The organism is Streptomyces sp. BB1-1-1 (assembly GCF_031597775.1).
Lineage (GTDB): Bacteria > Actinomycetota > Actinomycetes > Streptomycetales > Streptomycetaceae > Streptomyces > Streptomyces thinghirensis.
Genome location: NZ_CP134203.1, coordinates 734,757 through 757,034, shown reverse-complemented (window position 1 = coordinate 757,034; position 22,278 = coordinate 734,757). Strand labels below are relative to the sequence as shown.

General features: G+C 73.3%; 18 protein-coding genes. 7 read left to right on the top strand and 11 right to left on the bottom strand.

The features are described from left to right. Positions 1-42: 42 nt before the first annotated feature. The gene (locus tag RI578_RS03400) at positions 43-1,650 is read left to right on the top strand and encodes an RICIN domain-containing protein (protein WP_310869639.1); all 1,608 of its coding nucleotides are present in this window, start codon (positions 43-45) and stop codon (positions 1,648-1,650) included. Positions 1,651-1,876: 226 nt separating this feature from the next. Here the strand turns inward: RI578_RS03400 and RI578_RS03395 are convergent, their stop codons facing one another. After that, positions 1,877-3,046 carry a lactate 2-monooxygenase gene (locus tag RI578_RS03395; protein ID WP_310869638.1) on the bottom strand — a complete coding sequence of 390 codons (1,170 nt, stop codon included), beginning with the start codon at positions 3,044-3,046 and terminating at the stop codon, positions 1,877-1,879. A gap of 359 nt (positions 3,047-3,405) precedes the next feature. On the opposite strand from RI578_RS03395, the gene RI578_RS03390 reads away from it, so the two are divergent. Then, the gene (locus RI578_RS03390; RefSeq protein WP_310869637.1) at positions 3,406-3,840 is read left to right on the top strand and encodes a protease inhibitor; all 435 of its coding nucleotides are present in this window, start codon (positions 3,406-3,408) and stop codon (positions 3,838-3,840) included. A 144-nt stretch (positions 3,841-3,984) separates the two neighbouring features. On the opposite strand, the gene RI578_RS03385 is transcribed toward RI578_RS03390, so the two are convergent. The 9 genes from RI578_RS03385 to RI578_RS03345 all read right to left on the bottom strand — a co-directional run bounded on the left by RI578_RS03385 (position 3,985) and on the right by RI578_RS03345 (position 13,528). Next, positions 3,985-4,233: a CDGSH iron-sulfur domain-containing protein gene (locus tag RI578_RS03385; protein WP_310869636.1), complete on the bottom strand. Its 249-nt coding sequence runs from the start codon at positions 4,231-4,233 to the stop codon at positions 3,985-3,987. After that, complete coding sequence (locus RI578_RS03380; RefSeq protein ID WP_310869635.1) at positions 4,214-4,858, bottom strand: HemK2/MTQ2 family protein methyltransferase; 645 nt, start codon at positions 4,856-4,858, stop codon at positions 4,214-4,216. The genes RI578_RS03385 and RI578_RS03380 overlap by 20 nt, the downstream gene beginning before the upstream one ends. Before the next feature lie 30 nt (positions 4,859-4,888). After that, positions 4,889-5,920, bottom strand: coding sequence for an iron-containing redox enzyme family protein (locus RI578_RS03375; protein ID WP_310869634.1), 1,032 nt, complete (start codon positions 5,918-5,920; stop codon positions 4,889-4,891). 56 nt (positions 5,921-5,976) lie between these two features. Next, complete coding sequence (locus RI578_RS03370) at positions 5,977-6,156, bottom strand: hypothetical protein (protein WP_310869633.1); 180 nt, start codon at positions 6,154-6,156, stop codon at positions 5,977-5,979. An 81-nt stretch (positions 6,157-6,237) separates the two neighbouring features. Then, positions 6,238-7,248, bottom strand: a complete 1,011-nt coding sequence (locus tag RI578_RS03365; protein WP_310869632.1) for a Ppx/GppA family phosphatase — start codon at positions 7,246-7,248, stop codon at positions 6,238-6,240. A gap of 74 nt (positions 7,249-7,322) precedes the next feature. Then, a complete protein-coding gene (locus tag RI578_RS03360) occupies positions 7,323-10,145 on the bottom strand; it encodes an NHLP bacteriocin export ABC transporter permease/ATPase subunit (protein WP_310869631.1) in 2,823 nt (940 codons plus the stop codon). 1 nt (position 10,146) lies between these two features. Beyond that, on the bottom strand, positions 10,147-12,369 hold the full coding sequence (locus RI578_RS03355; RefSeq protein ID WP_310869630.1) for an NHLP family bacteriocin export ABC transporter peptidase/permease/ATPase subunit: 2,223 nt from the start codon (positions 12,367-12,369) through the stop codon (positions 10,147-10,149). Next, positions 12,366-13,172, bottom strand: a complete 807-nt coding sequence (locus RI578_RS03350; RefSeq protein WP_310869629.1) for an HlyD family efflux transporter periplasmic adaptor subunit — start codon at positions 13,170-13,172, stop codon at positions 12,366-12,368. Before RI578_RS03350 ends, RI578_RS03355 begins: the two co-directional genes overlap by 4 nt. A 140-nt stretch (positions 13,173-13,312) precedes the next feature. After that, positions 13,313-13,528: a hypothetical protein gene (locus RI578_RS03345; protein WP_003978108.1), complete on the bottom strand. Its 216-nt coding sequence runs from the start codon at positions 13,526-13,528 to the stop codon at positions 13,313-13,315. A 568-nt stretch (positions 13,529-14,096) separates the two neighbouring features. Here RI578_RS03345 and RI578_RS03340 point away from each other — a divergent pair. Continuing rightward, positions 14,097-15,437, top strand: coding sequence for a S1 family peptidase (locus RI578_RS03340; RefSeq protein ID WP_310869628.1), 1,341 nt, complete (start codon positions 14,097-14,099; stop codon positions 15,435-15,437). Positions 15,438-15,552: 115 nt separating this feature from the next. Here RI578_RS03340 and RI578_RS03335 read toward each other — a convergent pair whose 3' ends face one another. Continuing rightward, a complete protein-coding gene (locus tag RI578_RS03335) occupies positions 15,553-17,703 on the bottom strand; it encodes a SpoIIE family protein phosphatase (protein ID WP_310869627.1) in 2,151 nt (716 codons plus the stop codon). 229 nt (positions 17,704-17,932) lie between these two features. On the opposite strand from RI578_RS03335, the gene RI578_RS03330 reads away from it, so the two are divergent. The 4 genes from RI578_RS03330 to rfbB all read left to right on the top strand — a co-directional run bounded on the left by RI578_RS03330 (position 17,933) and on the right by rfbB (position 22,271). Next, positions 17,933-20,389, top strand: a complete 2,457-nt coding sequence (locus RI578_RS03330) for a SpoIIE family protein phosphatase (RefSeq protein ID WP_310869626.1) — start codon at positions 17,933-17,935, stop codon at positions 20,387-20,389. Positions 20,390-20,458: 69 nt separating this feature from the next. After that, positions 20,459-20,878 carry a CBS domain-containing protein gene (locus RI578_RS03325; RefSeq protein ID WP_310869625.1) on the top strand — a complete coding sequence of 140 codons (420 nt, stop codon included), beginning with the start codon at positions 20,459-20,461 and terminating at the stop codon, positions 20,876-20,878. A gap of 85 nt (positions 20,879-20,963) precedes the next feature. Further along, entirely contained in the window at positions 20,964-21,143 is a 180-nt protein-coding gene (locus tag RI578_RS03320) for a hypothetical protein (RefSeq protein WP_310869624.1), read from the top strand. 156 nt (positions 21,144-21,299) lie between these two features. Further along, on the top strand, positions 21,300-22,271 hold the full coding sequence (gene rfbB, locus RI578_RS03315; protein WP_310869623.1) for a dTDP-glucose 4,6-dehydratase: 972 nt from the start codon (positions 21,300-21,302) through the stop codon (positions 22,269-22,271). Positions 22,272-22,278 lie beyond the last annotated feature (7 nt).

The window sequence follows — 22,278 nt, the reverse complement described above, 5'->3', positions numbered from 1 at the left end:
CGGAACTTCTGAGTCACCTGCGCGTGGGAAGGAAACATCTCAGTGCCCACCCCCCACCCCCCTCGACCCGCGTACCCGCCCTCCGGCGGGGACCCCGGGGAGTCCGACGAGTTGCTGGCCGCGCGGCTCAGGGACGGCCCGGAGAGCGAGGCGTCCCGGACCGCCGCGCTGCTGATGGCGCGCCACTGGCAGCCCGCCCACGACTACGCGACCATCTGCCTCGCCACCTCGGCCCAGGTGACCGCCATGGTCACCGCCGCCGCCTGGCACCGGGTCCTGGACCGGCTCGCCGAGGGCGAGCCCGCCACGGCCCTGCGTCCGCGACTGCTGGTGGCCGTACGGGACACGGTCCGGCAGTGGTCCGCAGACGACGGGATATCCGGCGTTCTTCCGCAACTGCTCAAACCCGCGGGCGGACGTGGTATGCGGGCGGCGAAGTCCCTGACTCCGGAAAACCGAACGCTTGCCGCACGGGCATTCGCTTCCCTTCCCGGACCGGCCCGTTGTTTGCTGTGGCACACGGAGGTCGAGGGCGAGCCCATAAGCGTCCCGGCCGGTCTGCTCGGCATGGATACCGACACCGCGTCGGCCACACTCGAACAAGCGCGTGAGAAATTCCGCGAGGGTTGTCTGCACGCACATCGGCAACTCGCGCCGACCCAGGACTGCCGCTTCCACGGCCGTCTCCTCGACGTCCCGATCCGCCGGGGCGGCGCCCTGCTGCCGGACGTCCGGAAACATCTGGCGGACTGCCGCCACTGCCGGCACGCGGCCGAACAACTCAGCCACTTCGAGCGCGAGTTGGGCACGCTGATCGCCGAAGCGGTGCTCGGCTGGGGTGCCCGGCGCTATCTCGACTCCCGTCCGGGACGCGCGACGCTGGGCGCGCTCGCCAAGGGCGCCGCACGGCACCGCGGTGGACGCCCCGGGCTGCTGGCCCGGATCCCCGTGCCCGTGCGCGGAGTGCCGGGCCGGTCGCGTTCCGGCCGGTCGGCGCTCAGGCAGCTCGGCGCCGCCTCGGCCGGAGTGCTGGCGATCGTGCTCGTGGTCAGTGTGTGGTCGTACGACGGTGGTGGCGCCGATCCGGCCGCCTCCACCAGCGCCGTCGGCGACGACGGTGACACGTCCGGGACCAGCCGCCCGAAACCGCCCGGCGCGGCCGGGCTGCCCACGGCGGCGGACCGGACGCGGCTGCGCAACGTCGCCGCGGACCTGTGCCTCGACGTCCGGGGCGAGCCGAAGGCCGGCGCGGGCGCCCGGCTGGCGAGGTGCTCCGAGGCGTGGACCCAGCAGTGGACCTACGAGGACGACGGGCTGCTGCGCAGCGTCGCCGACCCGGGGCTGTGTCTGGACTCGCAGGCGGACGCCGGAGTCGTCATTCTCGGTACCTGCGCCGACGAGGGCACCGAGCGGGGCGACGACGTGCGCTACGACCTGACCGGGCAGGGGGAACTGGTGCCGCGCCGGCAGAAGCAGCTGGCCCTCGCCGCCACCACGGGTGCCCCGGACGCCGACATCGTCGTCAAGATCCACGACGGCTCCGACGGCCAGCGCTGGCGGACCGACCCGGTACCGACGGCGGAGGGTTCCCTGTCGATCGCCGGTACCGGCGCCCCGGACGCCCGGCGCGTGGAGCTGCCGGGCGGCTGAGGCGGGCCGGGCGGCGTCCGGTGCGTCGGACGGCGCTCCGAAGAGGCGCGGGGCCGCTTCCGCGATGACGGCGGCGAGCCCCGCGCCGCCACCACGGCCGCCGGGCGGGGCGAGTCGGTCGCGGGGACGTCCCCCCCCGTCGGGGAGAGGTCCCCCCGGCAGGTCGGGACGTCCCCTCGGCGGGTCGGGTCGTCCCCTCGGCGGGTCAGGACGTCTCCCCGACGGGTCAGGCGGGATCCACGACGAGGTCGGCGGGGCCGGGCGTGGCCGGAGAAGCGTGCCCGGACAGGGCCAGGGTGAGGTCGAGTTCGGCGAGCAGGCAGCGGATCACGTGCTCGACGCCCGCCTGTCCGTCGAGGCCCAGACCGTAGACGTAGGGGCGGCCGAGGAGCACCGCTCGCGCGCCGAGCGCCAGCGCCTTGAAGACGTCGTCACCGGTGCGTACCCCGCTGTCGAACAGCACGGTGAGCCGGTCGCCGACCGCCTCCACCACGCGCGGCAGGGCATCGGCCGCCGCGACGGAGCCCGCCACCTGACGGCCGCCGTGGTTGGAGACCACCACGCCGTCCATCCCGGCGTCGGCGGCGAGCCGGGCGTCGTCCGGGTGCAGGACGCCCTTGAGGACGATCGGGCCGTCCCAGTTCTCCCGCAGGAACGCCAGATCCGGCCAGGACTTGGCGGGATCGGAGAACATGCCGACGAAGTGCATCACGGCCGCGTTCGGGTCCTCGTGCACGGGCTTCGCCAGCCCTGCCCGGAACGCCGGGTCGGAGAAGTAGTTGGCGGTGCCCACCCCGTGCAGGAACGGCAGGTAGGCCTGGTCGAGATCGCGCGGGCGCCAGGACAGCAGCGGCGTGTCCAGCGTGACGAACAGCGCACTGTATCCGGCCGCCTTCGCCCGGTCCAGGAAACTGCGGGCCACCTCGCGGTCCTTCGGCCAGTACAGCTGGAACCAGCGCTCGGCGTCGCCCATCGCCTCGGCGACCTGCTCCATGGGCGTGCTCGACGCCGAGGACAGGATGCACGGCACGCCCTGCGCGGCGGCTGCCCGGGCGGCGGCCGGCTCCGCCTCCGGATGCATGATCGACAGGACACCGACCGGTGCCAGCGCCAGCGGAGCGGGCAGGGAGCGGCCCAGCACCTCGACCGAGAGATCCCGTTCGTGCACGTCCCGCAGCATGCGCGGGACGATCCGGCGCCGGTCGAGGGCCGCCCGGTTGGCGCGCGCGGTGCTGCCGTCACCCGCGCTGCCCGCGACGTAACCGACGGGGCCGGGGCCGAGGCGTCGCTCGGTGAGCTCCTCCAGCCGGGTCAGGTCCGTGGGCAGCCGCGGCACGGCACCCGTCATCCCGTTGAGATAGATCTCGTACTGGAAGTCCGCCCAGTGCTTCGCCATCCCCAGGTACCGCCTCTCGTCGTCGAGCTCGCGCCGTCAGCACCATACCGGTGAGTATGCCGAGGTCGGCCGTCAGGGGGAACGGCCCTGTTTCAGGGGTGTTTCAGGCCTATTGGCGAAGGTGCGGATCACGCCATTCGGCCAGTTCAGGTCTCAATAACCGATCAAGACCCGCCCCGTTCCGGACTTGGAACGTTCGAATTCCGTGACTTCACGCCACTGATTCAATACGCAAGGTTACCGAAACCCATGGGGTCGAGATGAGTTTCGGCGACGGACTCGGCAGACTCGCGCTCGCCGTTCCGGCACTGACCGAGCTGGGCCGGCTACATCTCATATCGAGCGGAAGGATGCACACAATGCGGAACACCGCGCGCTGGGCAGCGACTCTGGGCCTGACGGCCACCGCCGTCTGCGGGCCCCTCGCCGGGGCCTCCCTCGCCTCCCCGGCCATCGCCCCCGCGTCGCTCTACGCCCCCTCGGCCCTCGTGCTGACCGTGGGGCACGGAGAGAGCGCTGCCACCGCCGCACCGGTACGCGCGGTCACCCTGACCTGTGCCCCGGAGGCCTCCGGAACCCACCCCGCCGCCGAATCGGCCTGCGCGGAACTGCGCGGCGCGGGCGGCGACTTCGACGCCCTGGCCGCGGACGACGGCGTGCTGTGCACCCGGGAGTACGCCCCCGTGGTCGTGACCGTCGACGGGGTCTGGCAGGGCCGGCACGTCTCCTACGAGCGCACCTTCGCCAACGAGTGCGTGAAGAACGCGGGCAGCGCGAGCGTCTTCACGTTCTGAGGACCGGGACCGCCCGGCCCGTACGGCGTGACCGGCGGCTCGCTACTGGGGAGTGCGAGCGCCGCCGTACGGATCCAGCGGTCCCGCACCGGGAGCGGCGGACGGAGTGGGGCCGTCCGCCGCTCTCCCGCAAGGCGAGAACCGTCAGCCCGCAGCCGCCGGCCCGTCACCCGTCCCGGACGACCTGGCGCGGTGGCTGGTGTCGCACCAGGGGAAGCGCCGGCTACGGCGACAGGTGCACAGCGCGACCCGGAAGCGGTCGGACGACACCGTCGTCCCGTCCTCCAGCTCCACCTCCACCGGACCTTCCACCAGCATCGGCCCCCGGCGCTGGACCTTGACCCGGCGCGCGGCGCCGGACGGGCGAGGGGCGTCAGACGGGGAGTTCGGCACGGACGACCACCAGCTCCTCCTCGTTGTCGGACAGGGACAGCAGCCCGCGCTGCCGCAGCCAGCGCTCCCGGCCGCGCACCACGGGCCCGAACGCGATCCGCTGCCGCCGGGTCACCGCGGCCTTCAGACCCGCCTCACGCAGCAGCCCGACGGTCCGCCCGGGGTCGCTGAGCGCCGACTGCACCAGCAGCAGCACACCGCCCGGACGCAGCAGGGCGGGCACCTCCCGGCAGATCCGGTCCAGGACCAGCCGCCCGTCGTGGCCCGCGTCCCAGGCCCGCGCCGCACCCCGCGGCCGGCCGCCGTCGCCCGGCGCCGGCACGTAGGGCGGATTGGCCAGCACGAGGTCGAACGGCTCACCGCGCACGGGCGTGAAGAGGTTGCCGTGCCGGACGCGGATCCGCAGTCCGGCCCGCGCGGCGTTCACCCGGGCCGCCCACACCGCGCGCCACGACACGTCCACCGCGGTCACCCGCGCGCCCCGCCGTGCCGCCGCCAGGGCCAGGGCGCCCGTGCCGGTCCCCACGTCGAGTACGGCCGCGCCGGGTGGGAGCGACTCGTCGGACAGCGCCCCGGCCAGCAGGGCGGTGTCCTCCTGAGGGGCATAGACGCCCGGTAGCACCATGAAATTCACGGAACCCACGTACCCCGGCCGTCACGGAATATGGGAGGTTTCGCAAGGTTCGCGGTGCGGGTGGGGCAGCGCCGTACGCAGGGACGACCGGCCGGCCCGCCAGTCGGCGAGCAGCCGGGCGCCGAAGCGGTCCTCGACGTACCCGGTGGCGTCGATGCCGAAGGCGACGTCCGCCGCGAGGTGCGGCTCCTGCTCCAGCAGGCCGTCGATCACCTCGTGCCGCACGATCTGCTCGTGCACCGCGTCGGCCTCGACGTGCTCGTCGTAGAAGTGTTCGGCGGCGGGCCCGGCGCCGGTGCGGCGCATCGCCTCGGCGAGCCGCCGGGAACCGGGCGACGAGGTGATCTCGACCGCCGCGAAATGGCCCACCAGGGCGCCGCGCAGGGCGCGGTGCAGGCCGAACAGGGACATCATGTTCACCGTTGCCAGGCACTCGGCGGAGGCCGCGTCGAGATGGCGCCCGTACGCGGTGTCCAGGCCCAGGTCCCGCATCAGGTCGGCGAACAGACGGGCGTGCACCCGGTCGGACCGGCCACCGCCGTACTCGTCGAACTCCACCGCCGCCATCGCCGCCTTCGCGCGCCCCCACAGCCGGGGCAGCACCCAGGCGTGCGGGTCGGCCTCCTTCAGGTGGTACAGGGAGCGCTGGGCCGCGTACTCGCGCAGGTGCCACAACTCGCCCTCGTCCCGCAGGAAGTGGCTGACGCCCTTCCCGTCGACCGGTTCGACGAGCAGCTCACCGACGGCTTCCTCCACGCTGTCGTGCACCTCGGTGTCGGCGCGCAGCGAGGACAGGAAGCGGTGCTCCAGCGCGGCCCGGGTGCGCAGCAGGTCGGGGTCCCACTCGAGGCCGGGGGAGACACCGGCGAAACCCCGGTAATGCAACTCGTAGCACTGGTACAGGGCGAGCTGGAGGTCGTCGCCGTACGCCTGCGCGGCGGCGACGTCCTCCGGGCCGGGCAGCGGGCCCGTCCCGAGCAGGTACGCGCCGACGGCCGCGGAGAGCGGGCCCCGGGCCGTCGGCAACTGTGGTCCTTCGCGGTCGTACTCCATGGAGTCGCGAGTACCCGGAGACCACCGTGGCACCCCCGACCGCGCTCAGTGGCGCGTCACTCGCCCTCGGCGTCCTTCTGGGCCCCGGGGTTGGGCGAGGTGGCGTCGCCCGCCTCGCCCCGGCGCGGGCCCTCGTCGGACTCCGCGTCGCGGGGCCTGGCCTCCTCGATCTCGCGCAGAACCTCCTCGATGGCCGTCTCGGGCTGCTTGTGGTCGCGGTCGTCGTTCTGGGACACGAAGGTCTCCTCTTCCTCGCACTGTTCGTTCGTTCCCGGCCTGTCCCGGCCTGTCCCGGCCGGGCAGGGCCGGTCGCGTGGTCAGCCGTGTGTGCTCGCGACGCGCAGGGGCACCGGGGTCGGCATGTGCGCCTCTTCGTTGCGGCGGGTGACCTCCGCCCACCAGGACGGGCCGTCCTCGATGTGGCGCAGCAGGACGCCCTCGCGGATCGCCCAGGGACAGAGCGTGACCGTCTCCAGCCCGGTCAGCTTCATCGCCGTGTGCCCGACCACCGCCCCGGCCAGACTCTGCGCCGCCCGGGGTGCGGAGATGCCGGGCAGCCGGGCCCGCTCGGCGGCGGTCAGCGCGGCCAGCCGGCCGATCGCCTCTCCCAGGTCCGAGCAGCGCATCTGCCGCTCCACGAAGGGGCCGTGCCGGCCCGGCAGAGCCCCGCACAGCCGTCCGAGCTGCTGGAAGGTCCGCGAGGTGGCCACCGCGGTACGCGGCCCCTCCCAGCGGATCCGCGCCGCGACGTCCCGCAGCTGATGGCGGACCTTGCGGCGCAGCGCCCGGACCTGCTCCGGCCGCGGCGCGTCCTCGCCGCCGTCGAGGAACTCGTGGGTCAGCCGTGCCGCCCCCAGCGGCAGCGAGGCCACGAAGTCGGGCAGCCGGCCGCGGCCGAAGGCGACCTCCAGTGAGCCGCCGCCTATGTCGAGCAGGGCGAGCGGCCCCGCCCGCCAGCCCATCCAGCGCCGGGCCCCGAGGAACGTCAGCTCCGCCTCCACCTCGCCCGGCAGGGTGCACAGGGCGATGCCCGTACGGGCCCGGACGGTGCGCAGTACCTCGCGGCGGTTGGGCGCGGCGCGTACCACGGCGGTCGCGAAGGCCAGCGGGTCGGCCGCTCCCCAGCGGGCCGCCGTCCGGCTCGCGTCGGCGACCGCCTCCGCGAGCCGCTCCACGGCCTCCTCGGGGACCGGGCCGCCCGGCTTGACCTGCTCGGACAGCCGCAGCCGCCACTTCGCGGTGTGGACCGGCAGCGGCACCCCGCCCTCCGCGTCCGCCACCATGAGCCGGACGGTGTTCGACCCCACATCCACCACGCTGATACGCATGAAGGCGCAGGTACCCATTTTGGCGCCGGTCAGACGGTCCCTGCGGCGGTACGGCCGGAAACCGGACGGCCCCGTCAGGCCAGCTGCCGCCGTACCAGCTCGTGCAGCCGGCCGCCGGTGTCCGCGAGCAGCTCGGCGGGCGGGCCCTGCTGGGCGACCTTGCCGTCCTCCATCACGATCACGCGGTCGGCGTCCAGCACCGTGGACAGACGGTGGGCGATGACGATCCGGGTGGCGTTGAGGGCCTTGGTGGACTCGATCACCGTGCGCTGCGTCTCGTTGTCCAGGGCGCTGGTCGCCTCGTCGAAGAAGAGGATGCGCGGGCGGCGGATCAGCGCCTGCGCGATCATCAGCCGCTGCCGCTGGCCCCCGGAGACCGCCCCGCTGCCCGAGACGATCGTGTGCAGGCCCATCGGCATCCGCTTGATGTCCTCCGCGAGCCCCGCCATCTCGGCCGCCGCCATCGCCTCCTCCGGCGTGTACGGCTCGGTGCCGCAGATGACGTCCAGGATCGAGCCGGTGAACGGCTGCGCGTGCTGGAGCACCACCCCGCACTGCCGGCGCACCGCCGACTGGTCGAGCGCGGCGAGATCCTGCCCGTCGTACAGGACGCTGCCCGACAGCGGCCGGTCGAAGCCGATGAGCAGCCTCAGCAGGGTCGACTTGCCGCAGCCGCTGGGGCCGACGACCGCCACGAACTCACCCGGCCGGATCCCGAAGGACACGTCGTCCAGGACCAGCGGCCCGTCGTCGGTGTACCGGAACGACAGCCGCCGCGCCTCGATCGCCCCGGACAGCGGCCCCGGCCGGGTGCTCCCCGTACGCACCTCGGGCGTGGCGTCCAGCACCGGCCTGATCTCCTCGAACAGCGGCAGCGCGGCCACCGCCGACACGAACGCGCCCGTCAGCTGGGTGACCGAGGTCAGCAGCATCGTCACCGCCGCGTTGAAGGTGAGGAACTCGGCCGCCGACATCGAACCGCGGGCCGGACCCGCCAGCAGCATGAACATCAGCAGCGTGCACAGCGGCAGGTACACCGCGCCGAGCACCGCGTTCAGGTTCTTGACGCGCCCCGCCTGCTGCTGGAGCTCACGACTGCGCGCGAACTGCTCCGCCCACGCCGCGTACGCGTAGTTCTCGGCCGCCGCGACGCGCAGTTTGGGCAGCCCGCGCAAGGTCTGGAACGCCTGGTTGTTCAGTTTGTTGGTGAGCTTGACCAGCCGCCGCTGCCAGCGCACCTGCCACAGCCCGAGCCCCAGGAACACGGCGGCCACGACCACCAGCATGCCGATCGCCGCGAGCGCCATCGGCACGCTGTACCAGAGCAGCAGCGCCAGGTTCATCACCCCGACGGTCACCGACTGGGCCACCGTCGGACCGACGCCCGCCAGCAGTCTGCGGATCGCGCTGATGCCCATGGCCGCGCTGGCCAGCTCACCGGTGGAGCGCTCGGTGAAGAACTTCGTCGGCAGCCGCAGCAGACGGTCCCACACCGCGGGCTGGAGGGTCGCCTCCACACGTCCTTCCAGCCGCAGGATGGTGAGGTTCTGCATCAGCATGAAGGCCGCCGCGACGACGCTGCTCAGCATCACCGCGAGACAGACCTGCACGATCAACCCGGTCTGCGCCTTCGGCACGAACTCGCCGAGCACCTTGCCGGTCGCGATCGGCACCAGCGCGCCGAGCCCCACCGTCACCAGTCCGGCCAGCAGCAGACCGGTCAGATCACCGCGCGTGCCCCGCATGCAGAACCGCAGCAGCCGCAACGGGCTGAGCCGGTGCTCGGGCAGCGGCCGGTAGAACATCACCGCACGCGGCTCGAACTCCCCGGCGTTCGCCTTCTCGACCGGCGTCTCGCGGCCGGTCGCGGGGTGGACGGCCACATAGCCGCCGCGCCGCCACAGCAGTGCCACCGGCGCTCCCGACAGGGCGCGGTGACCGATCAGCGGACCGACGTCGTCCCGCCACCAGCGGCCGTCCAGCCGCACGGTCCGGGTGCGCACGCGCGAGGCGACGGCGACCCGCTCCACCGGGTCGAGCCGGTCGCTCTCCGTGCCGTTCTGCGCGGGCTCGGCGAGCGGGATCCCGGCGGCGCGGGCGACGAGCTTGCACGCCGCGTACGTCGCGTCCGCGTCGGCGGCCGTGGTGCGCTGCCCGGACCGCTTGCCGATGGAGGCCAGCAGCGTCCGGTCGGCCTGGGCGCGCACCGCCTCACCGGCCTTGATACCGGCGGCCGTACGGGTCTCGTGGGTGCGCTCCAACTGCTCGATCCAGCGGTCCAGCGTGGTCAGCAGCCGGTACTGCTGGTCGACCATGCTCTGCCACAGCGCCGGGTCCATCAGCAGGTCGGCGGCGGCCTCGTCGCCGTACAGCGCCCCGTACTGCACGCTGCCCGGCGGCACCTGCATCCAGAACACGTCGTCGTCGGTGGGCGCCGCGGCCCGTTCGGTGGCCATCGGCGCCTGGAAGAGGATGGTCAGGCTGCGGCCCACGCCGAGGGCGAGGGCGTACTCCAGCGGACTCGTCGTGGGCGGTACGTACTGGGGGTTGCCGTACTCGTCGTACGACCACGTCTGCGTACTCGCCGGCTGGTACAGCTCGCGCAGCCCGATGCGGTGCACCACGCAGTCCCGCAGCGGACGCGCGACCAGCGTGTGCTGGGGCCCGGCGACCGGCCCGAGCAGCACCGACCCCGCCTCCAGGCGGCCCAGGTGGTGCCAGTGGCCCTGTTCCCCGGCGTCGACCGCGAACAGGTCGACCGCGCCGGACGCCACCAGCCACAGCACCTGCGGACCCTCCAGGTCCAGGCGGTTGAACCCGGCGCAGTCGACGCGGGTGCCCAGCGAGCCGAGCGCCCCGAGGACGAGGTCGCCCTGTCCCTCGTGCACGGTCGTCATCTCACCGCTCCCTGACCAGCGCCGCGTACGCGCCACCGTGCGCGACCAGTTCCTCGTGCCGTCCGCGCTCCACGACGGTGCCGTGCTGGAGTACGACGATCTCGTCGCTGTCCCGCACGGTGCTGAGCCGGTGCGCGATCACCACGCAGGCACAGCCGCGCCGGCGCAGGTTGTCCATGACCACCAGCTCGGTCTCCGCGTCCAGGGCGCTGGTCACCTCGTCGAGGACGAGGATGCTGGGCCGGCGAACCAGGGCCCGCGCGATCTCCAGGCGCTGGCGCTGCCCGCCGGAGAAGTTCCGGCCGTCCTGCTCGACGCTGCTGCGGATGCCGCCCGGGCGGCGCATCACCACGTCGTACAGCGCGGCGTCCCGCAGGGCGTCCACCACCGCGTCGTCCGGGACCGACGGGTCCCACAGCGCCACGTTGTCGCGGACGGAACCCTCGAAGAGGAACACGTCCTGGTCGACGAAGGAGACGGAGGACGCCAGCGCCCCGCGCGGAATGTCCTCCAGCCGCTGCCCGTCGATGCGGATCACGCCGTCCCACGGGGCGTACAGCCCCGAGATCAGCCGGGACACGGTGGACTTGCCGCTGCCCGAGCCGCCGACCAGGGCCACCTGCTGCCCCGGCCCGACGGTCAGGTCGAAGCCGGTGAGCAGGGGCTTGTCGAGCGGGTTGTAGCCGAAGGAGACGTTCTGCAACTCCACGTGGCCGTGCAGCCGGCGGGTGGAGTCGATGCCGCCGGGGCGGTCGTAGAGCGGATCGGCGCGGAAGTTCTCCACGTCCTTCAGCCGGGCCACGTCGGCGGCGAAGTCCTGGATGCGGCCCGCGACGCCGTTCAGGCGGGTCAGCGGGGCCGTGAAACGGACGACCAGCGCCTGGAAGGCGACCAGCAGGCCGATGGAGATGTGTCCCTCGACCGCCCGCATGCCGCCGATCCACAGGATCAGCCCGCTGTTGAGGGTGGCGAGGGTCGGCGCGACCACGCCCAGCCAGGCGCTCGGCACCCCGAGCCGCTGCTGCTCCTCCAGGGTGGTGGCGTGCTGCCCCGCCCACTTGCGGAAGTAGCCGTCCTCACCACCGGTCGCCTTCATCGTCTCGATCAGCTGGAGGCCGGTGTACGCGGTGTTGGTCAGCCGCGCCGTGTCCGCCCGCAGCTTCGCCGTACGGGTCGCGCGCAGCCGGATGACGACGCGCATCGCGAGGATGTTGAGCAGCGCCACACCGATGCCGACGAAGGTCAGCTGGGGGTCGTACGTGTACAGCAGTACGGCGTACAGGACCACGACGATGGCGTCGACACCCGCCGCGGCGAGGTCGCGGGCCAGCGTCTCGGCGACGGCGTCGTTGGACTGGAGGCGTTGTACGAGGTCGGCCGGGCTGCGCTGGGAGAAGAAGGTCACCGGCAGCCGCAGCAGATGGCGCAGGAAGCGGGCGCTGGAGAGGGTGGAGGAGATGATGCGGCCGTGCAGCAGGTTGGCCTGCTGGAGCCAGGTCAGCACGATCGTGAGCAGCACGCAGGCGCCCATCGACGCGAACAGCACGCCCAGTAGCGAGGTCTGCCCGCCGATCAGGAACATGTCGATATAGGTGCGGCTGAGCGCGGGCACCGCCGCGCCGACCGCCACCAGCAGCAGGCTCGCCAGCACGGCGGCGGGCAGCGTGCCCGCCGTGCCGCGCAGCCGGGCCGGCATCGCGCCCAGCACGCCCGGTTTGCGGCCGCCCCGGGTGAAGTCGTCGCCGGGTTCCATGGTCAGCACGACCCCGGTGAAGGACCCGTCGAAGTCCTCCAGGGACACGAAGCGGCGGCCCTTGCCGGGGTCGTTGATGAACACCCCGCGGCGGCCGAAGCGGCGCCCCACGCCGTCGTAGACGACGTAGTGGTTGAACTCCCAGAACAGGATGGCCGGTGCGGTCACCTCGGCGAGGGCGGCCAGGTCCATCTGCATGCCCTTGGCGGTGAAGCCGTAGCTGCGCGCCGCCTTCAGCAGGTTGCTGGCGCGCGAGCCGTCCCGGGAGACACCGCAGGCGATGCGCAGCTCCTCCAGCGGGACGTGCCGGCCGTAGTGACCGAGCACCATGGCGAGCGAGGCGGCGCCGCACTCCACGGCCTCCATCTGGAGGACGGTGGGGGTACGGACGGTCTTCGCCCGGCTCCTGGGCACCCTGCGCTTCGGCGGGGCGGCGCGGCGTCTGCCCCGGGTCTCCTGTGCGGTGCTCACGGCAGCAGCCAATCGACGGGACGCTGATCGGCCAGCCGGATGGAGCCGGTGGCCATGGTCATGGAGGTCAGGCCGAACGGCGGTCCGTCCGCGGACGACCACTCGTAGCCGCTCTTCGTGGACTTCGAGGTGTCCAGCCGGACCGTCACGGCCACCGGCCTGCCCTCCTTGGTGAACTGCTCGCCGAGCTGGCTGTCGCCGAGGAACGCGGAGATCGTCTGCGCCGACTGCACCGAGCGGTCGACCGACTTCACCTCCCCGTGCAGTACGCCGTACTGCTGCGTCGGCACCGACTGGACGGTCAGGTCGACGGAGGCGTGCGCGGGGATGGCGGCGGCCTTCTCGGCGGGGACGTAGACGGTGGCGTAGAGCGGGTCGCCCGCGTGGGCGACCTTCTCCACGGAGGCGACGTTCGCGCCGGTCTGGATGATCTGCCCGACGGTGGCGGCGAGCGCGCTGACCCGGCCGGCGTCGACCGTGCGGACCACGGTCTCGCCCTCGCCCGTACGCACCTTCAGCACGGGGGAGTCGGCGGCGAGCCGCTCGCCCTGGCGGGCGAGGACGGCGGTGACCTGGCCGGAGACCGGGCTCTGCAGGAGGTAACTGCCCTGTCCGTGCGTGAGGATGGCCGGCGCGCCGACCGTGGAGGTCACCGAGCCGCTCACCGCCCACACCGACGCGGCGGCCATCGCGACGACGGTCACGGCGAGCACCAGCCAGCCCTGCGGGCGGGCGAAACGCACCGGAAGGTCGAGTTCCTCCGGTGACTGGAGTTTTGCGAGGGCCTGTTGGCGGAACTGCACGTCGGACGTATCCCAGAGTTTCCGGAGAAGCCGCGGAGAAGCAGCCGCAGAGAAGGAGCGGCGCAGGAGAAGCCGCGGAAGAACGGCCGAAAAGCCCCGGAGCCTGGAGGGCTCCGGGACTCAGCGACACATGGGCGCGATCAGAGACCGGCGACCAGGCCCGTGACCGGGGCCGTGTTCAGGCCGGTGACACCCTCGACGGTGCCGACGGCGGTGTTGAGCAGGCCGGAGACCGGGGCGATGCCGTCCACCAGGCCGGTGACGGTGCCGACGGCGTTGACGTTCAGGCCGCCGGAGACGTTGTCGAGGTCGGCGTCCGAGATCTCGACGGTCTCAACCTGGGGGGTGGAGTTCATGATGGAACTTCCCTTCGTATAGCCATTTCACAAGGGGGGAGCGGCCCCCTCTGGGGACAGATGACGGCCGCGACCGCGGGCGCCGGGCGCCCTTTTCCGGAGCCCTCCGCGGCCCCCGCGGTGCGATGGATCAAAGCACGCGGCCGGTCCGCGCTTCCAATCAATCACCCCGTCCCACCAGGGCACTTGCAACGCCCGGGCGTCCAACCGTGCAGGTGCGCGCACGCCTTCGCGGCGACTTCTTCACATGCGCCGCGACATCGTCCCGTGCGACCCCTTGCCCGTACGGAGGCGAATCCGGCACACCCGCCCCAAAGACGTGCGGAGCGCTTCGGATTTGTGCAGATCCCCCAACGAGGATGACCGGGTTGAGCATTCGATGTGCAGATTCGCTGAAGCATGGATTCCGCTCCGTGATCGGAACAGAACGTTTCCGTGCGAATGCGGAGTGTGGCGATCCGGCGGGATTGAACGGCCGGTCCGGCCCGTGCGTACCAACAGCCATCCAGGCGCCCCCCAACAGCCGCCGGACCGGCGGCACGGACCCCGTCCCAGGAGGTCGAGAAGGTTGAGTCACAAGCGAATTCCGAAGCGCAGGGCCGCGATGGCGGCAGGCGGTGTGGTGGCGCTCGGCGCGGCCGCCATCCTGCTGCCGAACGCCAACGCCTCGCAGGACGGCGGGTCCTCGGACGACGCCGCGGCGGCGCCGAGGACCCTGAAGGCGGGGGACGCGTCGGATCTCGCCTCGCAGCTCGCCGGCCTGCTCGGCGACGCCTTCGCCGGGTCGTACTACGACGCCGGCGAGCAGCAGCTCGTCGTCAACGTCGTACCCGGCGACAACAACCAGGTCATCGTGCAGGCGAAGAAGGCGGGCGCGGACGTCCGCGAGGTCGACAACAGCATGGGCGAGCTGCGGACCGGCGCGCAGACCTTGAAGTCCGAGGCGACCATCCCGGGCACCTCGTGGGCGATCGACCCGCGCACCAACAAGATCCTGGTGACCGCCGACAGCACCGTCACCGGCGCCGGCTGGGACCGGCTGGAGTCCACGGTCGAGGGCCTCGGCTCCGGCATGGCGACCATCAAGAAGTCCCAGGGCACCTTCAAGACCTTCGTGTCGGGCGGCGACGCCATCTTCGGCGGCGGCGCGCGCTGCTCCCTCGGCTTCAACGTCACCGCGGGCGACGGCTCACCCGCCTTCCTGACGGCCGGTCACTGCGGCGTCGCGGACGACCAGTGGTCCGACGCGCAGGACGGGCAGCCGATCGCCACCGTCGACCAGGCGGTCTTCCCCGGCGAGGGCGACTTCGCGCTCGTCAAGTACGACGACCCGGCCACCGAGGCGCCGAGCGAGGTCAACCTCGGGGACCAGACCGTCCAGATCAGCCAGGCCTCGGAGGCGACGGTCGGGCAGCAGGTCTTCCGCATGGGCAGTACGACCGGACTGGCCGACGGCCAGGTCCTCGGCCTGGACGCCACCGTCAACTACCCGGAGGGCACCGTCACCGGCCTCATACAGACCGACGTCTGCGCCGAACCGGGCGACAGCGGCGGCTCCCTCTTCACCCAGGACGGCCTCGCGATCGGCCTGACCTCCGGCGGCAGCGGCGACTGCGCGGTCGGCGGCGAGACCTTCTTCCAGCCGGTCACCACGGCCCTGGAGGCCGTCGGCGCCACCCTCGGCGGCGACGCGGCGGGCGGCGCGGGTGACCAGGCGGGCGGCGAGGACGCCGGTGCCGGCGACCAGGCAGGCGGGGAAGAGGCCGGGGGCGGCGACGCCGTCGGCGGCGGTGACGAGGCGGGCGGCGACGGCGCCGGTGCCGGCGATGCAGGTGATGGTGCCGGTCTCGGGGAGGCCGGTGACGGCACGGGCACCGGCAGCAGGGACGACTCCGGCCTGACCGGCTGATTCGCAGGCCCCGCGCCTCCGGCACAGGCTCGGGAACCACCGACCGGCTCCCTTAAGAACCGGTCGGCGGCGAGCGGTCCGGCCCTCCGGCGGGAGGACCCGGACCGCCGCGCCGTCAGACACGTGCCCGCAGCAGCATCAGCGCGATGTCGTCGGGGCGTTCCTCCGCGCCCGCCTCGTGCCGCACCAGATGGTCGGCGAGTTCGTCCAGCGGCAGATCCCCGGCCTCGGACAGCCGGTGGGCCAGGTCGGCGAGGGCGTCCTCGAAGTCGACGTCGGGGGACTCCACCAGGCCGTCGGTGTAGAGAGCGAGCAGGGAGCCGGGGGCGAGGGCGACCTCCGTGCGGGGGTACTCGGCCGAGGGGTCGATGCCCAGCAGGGGGCCGCCGGGGACTTCCAGCACCCCGACCTGCCCGTCCGGGCGGCGCAGCAGCGGCGGCGGATGACCCGCGCGGGCCAGTACCGCCCGCCCGCGCCCCGGGTCGAGCCGCAGGTACAGAGCGCTGACGAACAGATCGGTCCCGAGGTCGATCAGCAGCCGGTTGGTGCTGCGCACCACCTCCTCGGGCGCCTGGCCGACGGTCGTGTACGCGCGGACCGCGGTGCGGACCTGTCCCATCAGCCCGGCCGCGGTCACGTTGTGCCCCTGGACGTCCCCGATCACCGCCGCCGCCGTGCCCCGGGCCGGCACCAGGTCGTAGAAGTCGCCGCCGATGTCCATGCCCCGGGTGGCCGGCAGATACCGGGCGGCGGCCTCGATACCGGGCAGCGCGGGCAGCGAGTGCGGCAGCAGCGCCTCCTGCAGCCCGTGAGCCAGCCGGTGTTTCGCGTCGTAGAGCAGGGCGCGGTCCAGGGCCTGCGCCACCAGCCCGGCCAGGCTGGTCAGGATCGCCCGCTCCTCCGTCGTGAAGGAGTGCGGCCGCTCGTAGGCGAGCACACAGGTGCCCACCGGCCGCCCCGAGGCGATCAGCGGCAGGAAGGCCCAGGCCGCGAAGCCGTCGTGCGTACCCCGTCGCGCCGGGTACAGACGCTCCAGCTGCTCCCAGGACTCGAAGAACGCGGGCACCCCCGTCCGGAGGACCTGCGCGCCCGGGATCCGCTCGGTGAGCGGCGTACCGTCGAAGCGTTCCGCGTTGCGCCGGTCGGGATAGCCGCGGTGCCCCAGGACGTGCAGCCGGCCGGCCCGCGAGCCGAGGACGACCAGGCCCTGGCTGCCCACGGTCGGGGCGATCTCGTCCGCGATCAGCTGCACCACGTCCTGCACACCCACCGCCTCGGACAGCGCGCCGGTCAGACTGACCACCTGGGAGATGGTCACCAGCCGCGGCGGGGCGCCCTCGTCCGGCACCGGCTCGGCGGGGCCCGGCCGCGACACGCCCCGGGCCCGGCTGATGCGGACGCTGAGCCCGGTCCGGGTCGGATACAGCCGGAACGACAGCCAGTCGCCGGGCGGACGCAGCGCGACGAAGGACGTGGCGTGCTGGCTGAACAGCGCGGCCCGGTACCGGTCCTCGTACACCGGGTCGTTGAGCCACGGCACCGACGTCCACAACTGCGTACCCAGCAGTCCGGCGACCGGCACGTCCAGGAGCTCGGCCGCCGCCGGGTTGGCGAAGCCGACCCGACCGTGCAGGTCGAGGGAGCACAGCCCGTACGGCAGGCGTCCCACCATCCGCACGGCCTCCAGCGAGCCGAGCGTGCCCGGCGCGCCGCCGACCACCGGGGCGGCCAGCAGATCGGGCTCGGGGTGTACGGGGACACTCGCCGCGGCCGCCCGCTCCAGCCGCACCGCCAGGCGCTCGCAGGCCGCCGTCAGATGGTCGCGCTCCCGGTCCGACAGCGCCGGGGAACGCGTACCGGGCCAGGTCAGGAAGACCGCGCCGTACGCCGTGGACCCGGTCGCGACCGGCAGCGCGACCAGCGCGAACGGATAGGGCAGGACGACCGCGACCCGGGGATACCGCCGCGCCATCTCCTGCTCGTCGCCGACCCAGATCAGCCGCCGCCCACGCACCGCGTCGGCCACCGGGACCCGCGCGTGCAGCGTCACCCGTTCCCAGGGCGCCGCGAACGCCCTCGGCAGCCCCGCCATCACCGCCATCTCCAGCACCGGAGGATCGGCACCGAGCAGGTACACCGCCCCGGAGTGCGCGTGGACGTCCTCCATCATCGCGGCCAGCGCCAGGGACAGCACCGGGTCACCGCCGGATGCCCTCGCGTCCACGGGCACCGGTGACGTCGACCGATCGTCGGACACGCCGACCACCTCCTCGCACGGCGGCGCCCGCGGGCCCCCGGGTTCAAATCTCCTCCCGGAGGGCCCGCCGCGCACGGCGAGCGCCATATCGGCACGTTCGGTGCGTGCTGCGCGCGGTGTCCCGCCCCCGCGCCGGGGCCCGCCCCGCACCGCGCCCGCGAGCCCTTCCACGCGTCCGCTCGCCGGTTCCCCGTCCGCAGGGGCTGCGCAGGTGTCCCATAAGCGCTGTAATGGCGGCGTGGTCAGTGAGGGCGCTGCGGAACGCGGATCGAGAACGCTGCGTGCCGAGGGTGCCCTGAAGGCGATCGCGTCCGGCCCGGACCCGGGCGAGCGGCTGCGCCGCGTCCTCGAACAGGCGCTGGTCTTCGCGGGCGCCTCCTTCGCCGCCCTCTACACGCCCGGCGAGAACCGGGAGCTGCTCTGCCTGGTCGAGTCGGCCGGTGTGCCGCGGATCCTGTACGGCCTGCGCGACAGCTACCCCGCGTCCGGCGGCTCCCCGGTCGCCGACGCCCACCGCGGCGGCAGGCCGGTCTGGCTCGGACCCGAGGAGTTCGCCGGCTCGGCCGAGTCGCGGCGCGTGCCGTCGAGCGGCTTCTCCCTCGCCACCGTGCCCGTGCACGGGGACGGCGGCGGGTGCCTCCTCGCCCTGACCGAACGCCCGCAAGGCTTCGACGGCGACGACCGGGCCTGCCTCGAACTGATCGCCGACGCCGTGACCTGCCCCGCGCCGGCCGCGGTCGCCGAGGCGCGGGAACTGCAGCCGGGCTCCTTCACCCTGGCCATGGACACCGGCCGGGTCCAGATCGGCGACGACATCCTGCGCCTGTTCGGACTCGCCCCGGGCGACTTCGACGGCAAGGTCGAGACGCTGCTCGGCCTGACCGTGCCCGAGGACCTGCCCTCGCTGATGTCGGTGACGGAGGCCGACCACATGACCATCGGCGACCGCGAGCTGGAGTTCCGGGTGCTCCAGCCCACCGGCCCGCCCAAGTGGCTCCGGCTGAGCGGTCGGCTGCTGCCCGGCGGCGAAGGGCAACCGGCCCGTCTCGTCGGTACCGTCGCCGACGCCTCCACCCTGCGCCCCGACGTGACCGACGTGGCCCGCGTCCAGCGCCTGGCCGCAGCGCTCGCCACCGCCGGCACCGTCCGGGACGTCAGCCAGGCCGTGGTCGCCGCGCTGCGCAGGCCGCTGCGCGCCGACCGGATCGCGCTGGCCGAGCTGGAGAACGACCGGCTCGTCGTCACCGTCCTCGACCCGCCCGAGCCCGAGTCCTGGCCCGAGCTGTGGCGGCTGGAGTGGCGCACCGAGTGGCCCGACGCGCCCGTACGGGCCATGCCCACCCTCGCCGCCGCGCTCCGTGAGGGCCGGGCCCGGATCTGGCCCGCCGGCACCGGCGACCTGGAACCCGCCCTCGCCGACGTCGGCCCCGGCGGTCTCGCCGTCCTGCCGCTGCCCGCCGGCGGTCGCATGGCCGGCGCCTGTCTGATCGGCTGGGACACCCCGCACGACTTCGGCCCCGACGAACGCGCCCTGCTCACCGCCTCCGCCGGCCTCGCCGGACAGGCCCTGATGCGCGCCCACGCCTTCGACGCGGAGCACGAACTCGTCGGCATGCTCCAGCGCCAGCTGCTCCCGCGCCGCCTGCCCAAACTGCCCGGCGCGGTCGCCGTCGCCCGTTACCTGCCCAGCACCGCCGGACTGGAGCTGGGCGGCGACTGGTACGACGTGATCCCGCTGCCCGACCACCACGTCGCCCTCATCATCGGCGACGTCCAGGGCCACAGCGCCGGCGCCGCCACCCTCATGGGCCAGATGCGCACGGCCCTGCGCGCCTACGCCGTCGAGGGTCATCCGCCGGACGTGGTCGTCTCCCACGCCAACCGGCTGCTCGTGGACATGGAGAGTGACCTCTTCGCCACCTGCGTCTACGTCGACCTCGACATGGAGGAGGGCTCCGCCTGGTGCGTCCGGGCCGGGCATCTGCCGCCGGTACTGCGCCACTCCGACGGCACGACGGAGATCGCGGAGGTGGAGGGCGGCCCGCCGCTGGGCGTGGTGACGCAGGCCGACTTCCCGATGAGTCCGCTGCGGGTGCGGCCCGGCACGCTGATCGGCCTCACCACGGACGGCCTCGTGGAGTCCCACGACGCCGACATCGACGAGGGCATGGACCGGTTCGCGCACGCGCTGGCCGCCTCCGACCCCGCCCACCTCGGGCTCGTCGCCGACGCCCTGCTCGGCGACGCCCGCCGCAGCGACGACGTGGCCCTGCTGCTGGTGCGCTACGACGGCATGGCCCTGCGCCCGCTGCGGGAGAGCTGGTCGGTGTGGCGGCTGCCCGAGGCCGTGCGGCACGCCCGCCGCTTCACCCGCCGCACCCTGCGTTCCTGGGGAGTGCCGGACGACGATATCGACGGCGTCCTCCTGATCGTCTCCGAGCTGGTCACCAACGCCCTCGTGCACACCGACGGCAAGGTCCGCCTCGACCTCACCCTGATCGGCGCCCGACTGCGCGTCGCGGTCGCCGACGCCTCGCCCCGTACGCCCGTCAAGCCGACCAGCATCGGCTGGGAGGCGACGGGCGGACGCGGCATCCTCCTCGTCGAGGCGATGTCGGCGACGTGGGGGACGCTGCCGGTCAGCGGCGGCAAGCAGGTCTGGAGCGAGATCCCCCTGCGCCACGCCCCGAAGTAGGTGCCGGTGCCGCTTCGCCGGGTACCCGGCGGGCCACACACCACGAACGAGGGAACGAGGGATCACGACATGACCCAGTACGTCCGCGACATCATGACCGGCGACCCGGTGACCGTGGAGCCGCAGACCTCCGTCACCGCGGTGGCCCGCATCATGCGCGACCAGGACCTCGGCGCCGTCCTCGTCACGGACGGCGACGAACTGCGCGGCCTGGTCACCGACCGTGACCTGGTGATCCGGTCCGTCGCGGAGGGCGGCGACCCGGAGCAGACCACCGTGGCCGGCGCGTGCAGCGACGACGTGGTGACCGTGCGGTCCGACGACGAGCTGAACCACGCCGTCGAGCTGATGCGCGAGCACGCCGTACGACGTGTCCCGGTCGTCGACGACGGACGCCCCGTCGGCATCGTCTCCCTCGGAGACCTGGCCATGGAGCGCGACCCGGAGTCGGCGCTGGGCGACATCAGCGTGGCCCGGCCCAACCCGTAGGGGCGCCGGCGCCCGGTGTTTCGCGGAGTCACGGCCGGGGACCCGCACGGCAACGGCACCGGACGCAGAAGGAAGATGATGCATCGTGACCACGGACACCAGCGAGAAACCCGTTGTCCGTCGCCTGGAGACAGGCTGGTCGAAAGCCCGCCGCCTGCGGGGCAGGGGCGCCATGCGCACCTGGATACCGGCGGTCGAGGACGGCAACGTCGCACGCGCACCGCAATGGGGCCAGGAGTCGAACATCGTCAGGGGCGAGGACTGACCGCCCGGGGGTGAGGGAAGCCGCCCAGCGCGCCGGCCGTGTGCCGGCGCGGTGCGCGTCCGGGCCGGTCGCGGACCACGCGGGGCACGCAGGTAACGTCGGGGGCGTCCCGTACCGTCCGTTCCCCTCCGACCGCGGCAAGGCACAGCACCGTCCATGAACCTCCTGGTCACCGGCGCCGCCGGATTCATCGGCTCACGGTACGTCCGGACGCTCCTCGCCCCCGGCGCGCCCGAGCCGCCGCGGATCACGGTCCTGGACGGCCTCACCTACGCAGGCACCCTCGACAACCTCGACCTCGGCCACCCCCGGCTGGATTTCGTGCACGGCGACATCCGGGACGCCGCACTCGTCGACAAGCTGATGGCCGGGGCCGACCAGGTGGTGCACTTCGCCGCCGAGTCCCACGTGGACCGCTCGATCCACGACGCCGCCGAGTTCGTCCTCACCAACGTCGTCGGCACCCAGACCCTGCTGGACGCGGCCCTGCGCCACGGCGTGGGACCCTTCGTGCACGTCTCCACCGACGAGGTCTACGGCTCCGTCGACTCCGGCTCGGCCACCGAGGAGCACCCGCTGCGGCCGAGTTCCCCGTACTCCGCATCGAAGGCGTCGGGCGACCTGCTGGCCCTCTCGTACCACCGCACCCACGGCCTGGACGTGCGGGTGACAAGGTGCTCCAACAACTACGGCCCGCACCAGTTCCCCGAGAAACTCGTGCCGCTGTTCGTCACCCACCTCCTCGACGGCCGACGGGTCCCGCTCTACGGCGACGGGCGCAACGTCCGCGACTGGCTGCACGTCGACGACCACTGCCTGGGCGTCGACCTCGTGCGGACCAGGGGCCGGGCCGGCGAGGTGTACAACATCGGCGGCGGCACCGAGCTGAGCAACCGCGACCTCACCGGCCTGCTCCTCGACGCCTGCGGCGCCGGCTGGGACCGGGTCGTGCGGGTCGAGGACCGCAAGGGCCACGACCTGCGCTACAGCGTCGACTGGAGCAAGGCCCGCGACGAACTGGGCTACCGCCCCCGCCACGACTTCACGGCCGGGCTGGCCGGGACCGTCGCCTGGTATCGGGACAACCGTTCCTGGTGGGAGCCGCTCAAACGACGCACGGCCCCGTAGGCGCCGT

Excerpts from the sequence above, each read along its gene's own strand:
- RI578_RS03395 (WP_310869638.1), bottom strand. The coding sequence starts at position 3,046 with ATGGCGAAGCACTGGGCGGACTTCCAGTACGAGATCTATCTCAACGGG.
- RI578_RS03360 (WP_310869631.1), bottom strand. The coding sequence starts at position 10,145 with ATGACGACCGTGCACGAGGGACAGGGCGACCTCGTCCTCGGGGCGCTC.
- RI578_RS03325 (WP_310869625.1), top strand. The coding sequence starts at position 20,459 with ATGACCCAGTACGTCCGCGACATCATGACCGGCGACCCGGTGACCGTG.
- RI578_RS03375 (WP_310869634.1), bottom strand. The coding sequence starts at position 5,920 with ATGGAGTACGACCGCGAAGGACCACAGTTGCCGACGGCCCGGGGCCCG.
- RI578_RS03365 (WP_310869632.1), bottom strand. The coding sequence starts at position 7,248 with ATGCGTATCAGCGTGGTGGATGTGGGGTCGAACACCGTCCGGCTCATG.
- RI578_RS03390 (WP_310869637.1), top strand. The coding sequence starts at position 3,406 with ATGCGGAACACCGCGCGCTGGGCAGCGACTCTGGGCCTGACGGCCACC.
- RI578_RS03380 (WP_310869635.1), bottom strand. The coding sequence starts at position 4,858 with ATGGTGCTACCGGGCGTCTATGCCCCTCAGGAGGACACCGCCCTGCTG.
- RI578_RS03345 (WP_003978108.1), bottom strand. The coding sequence starts at position 13,528 with ATGAACTCCACCCCCCAGGTTGAGACCGTCGAGATCTCGGACGCCGAC.
- rfbB (WP_310869623.1), top strand. The coding sequence starts at position 21,300 with ATGAACCTCCTGGTCACCGGCGCCGCCGGATTCATCGGCTCACGGTAC.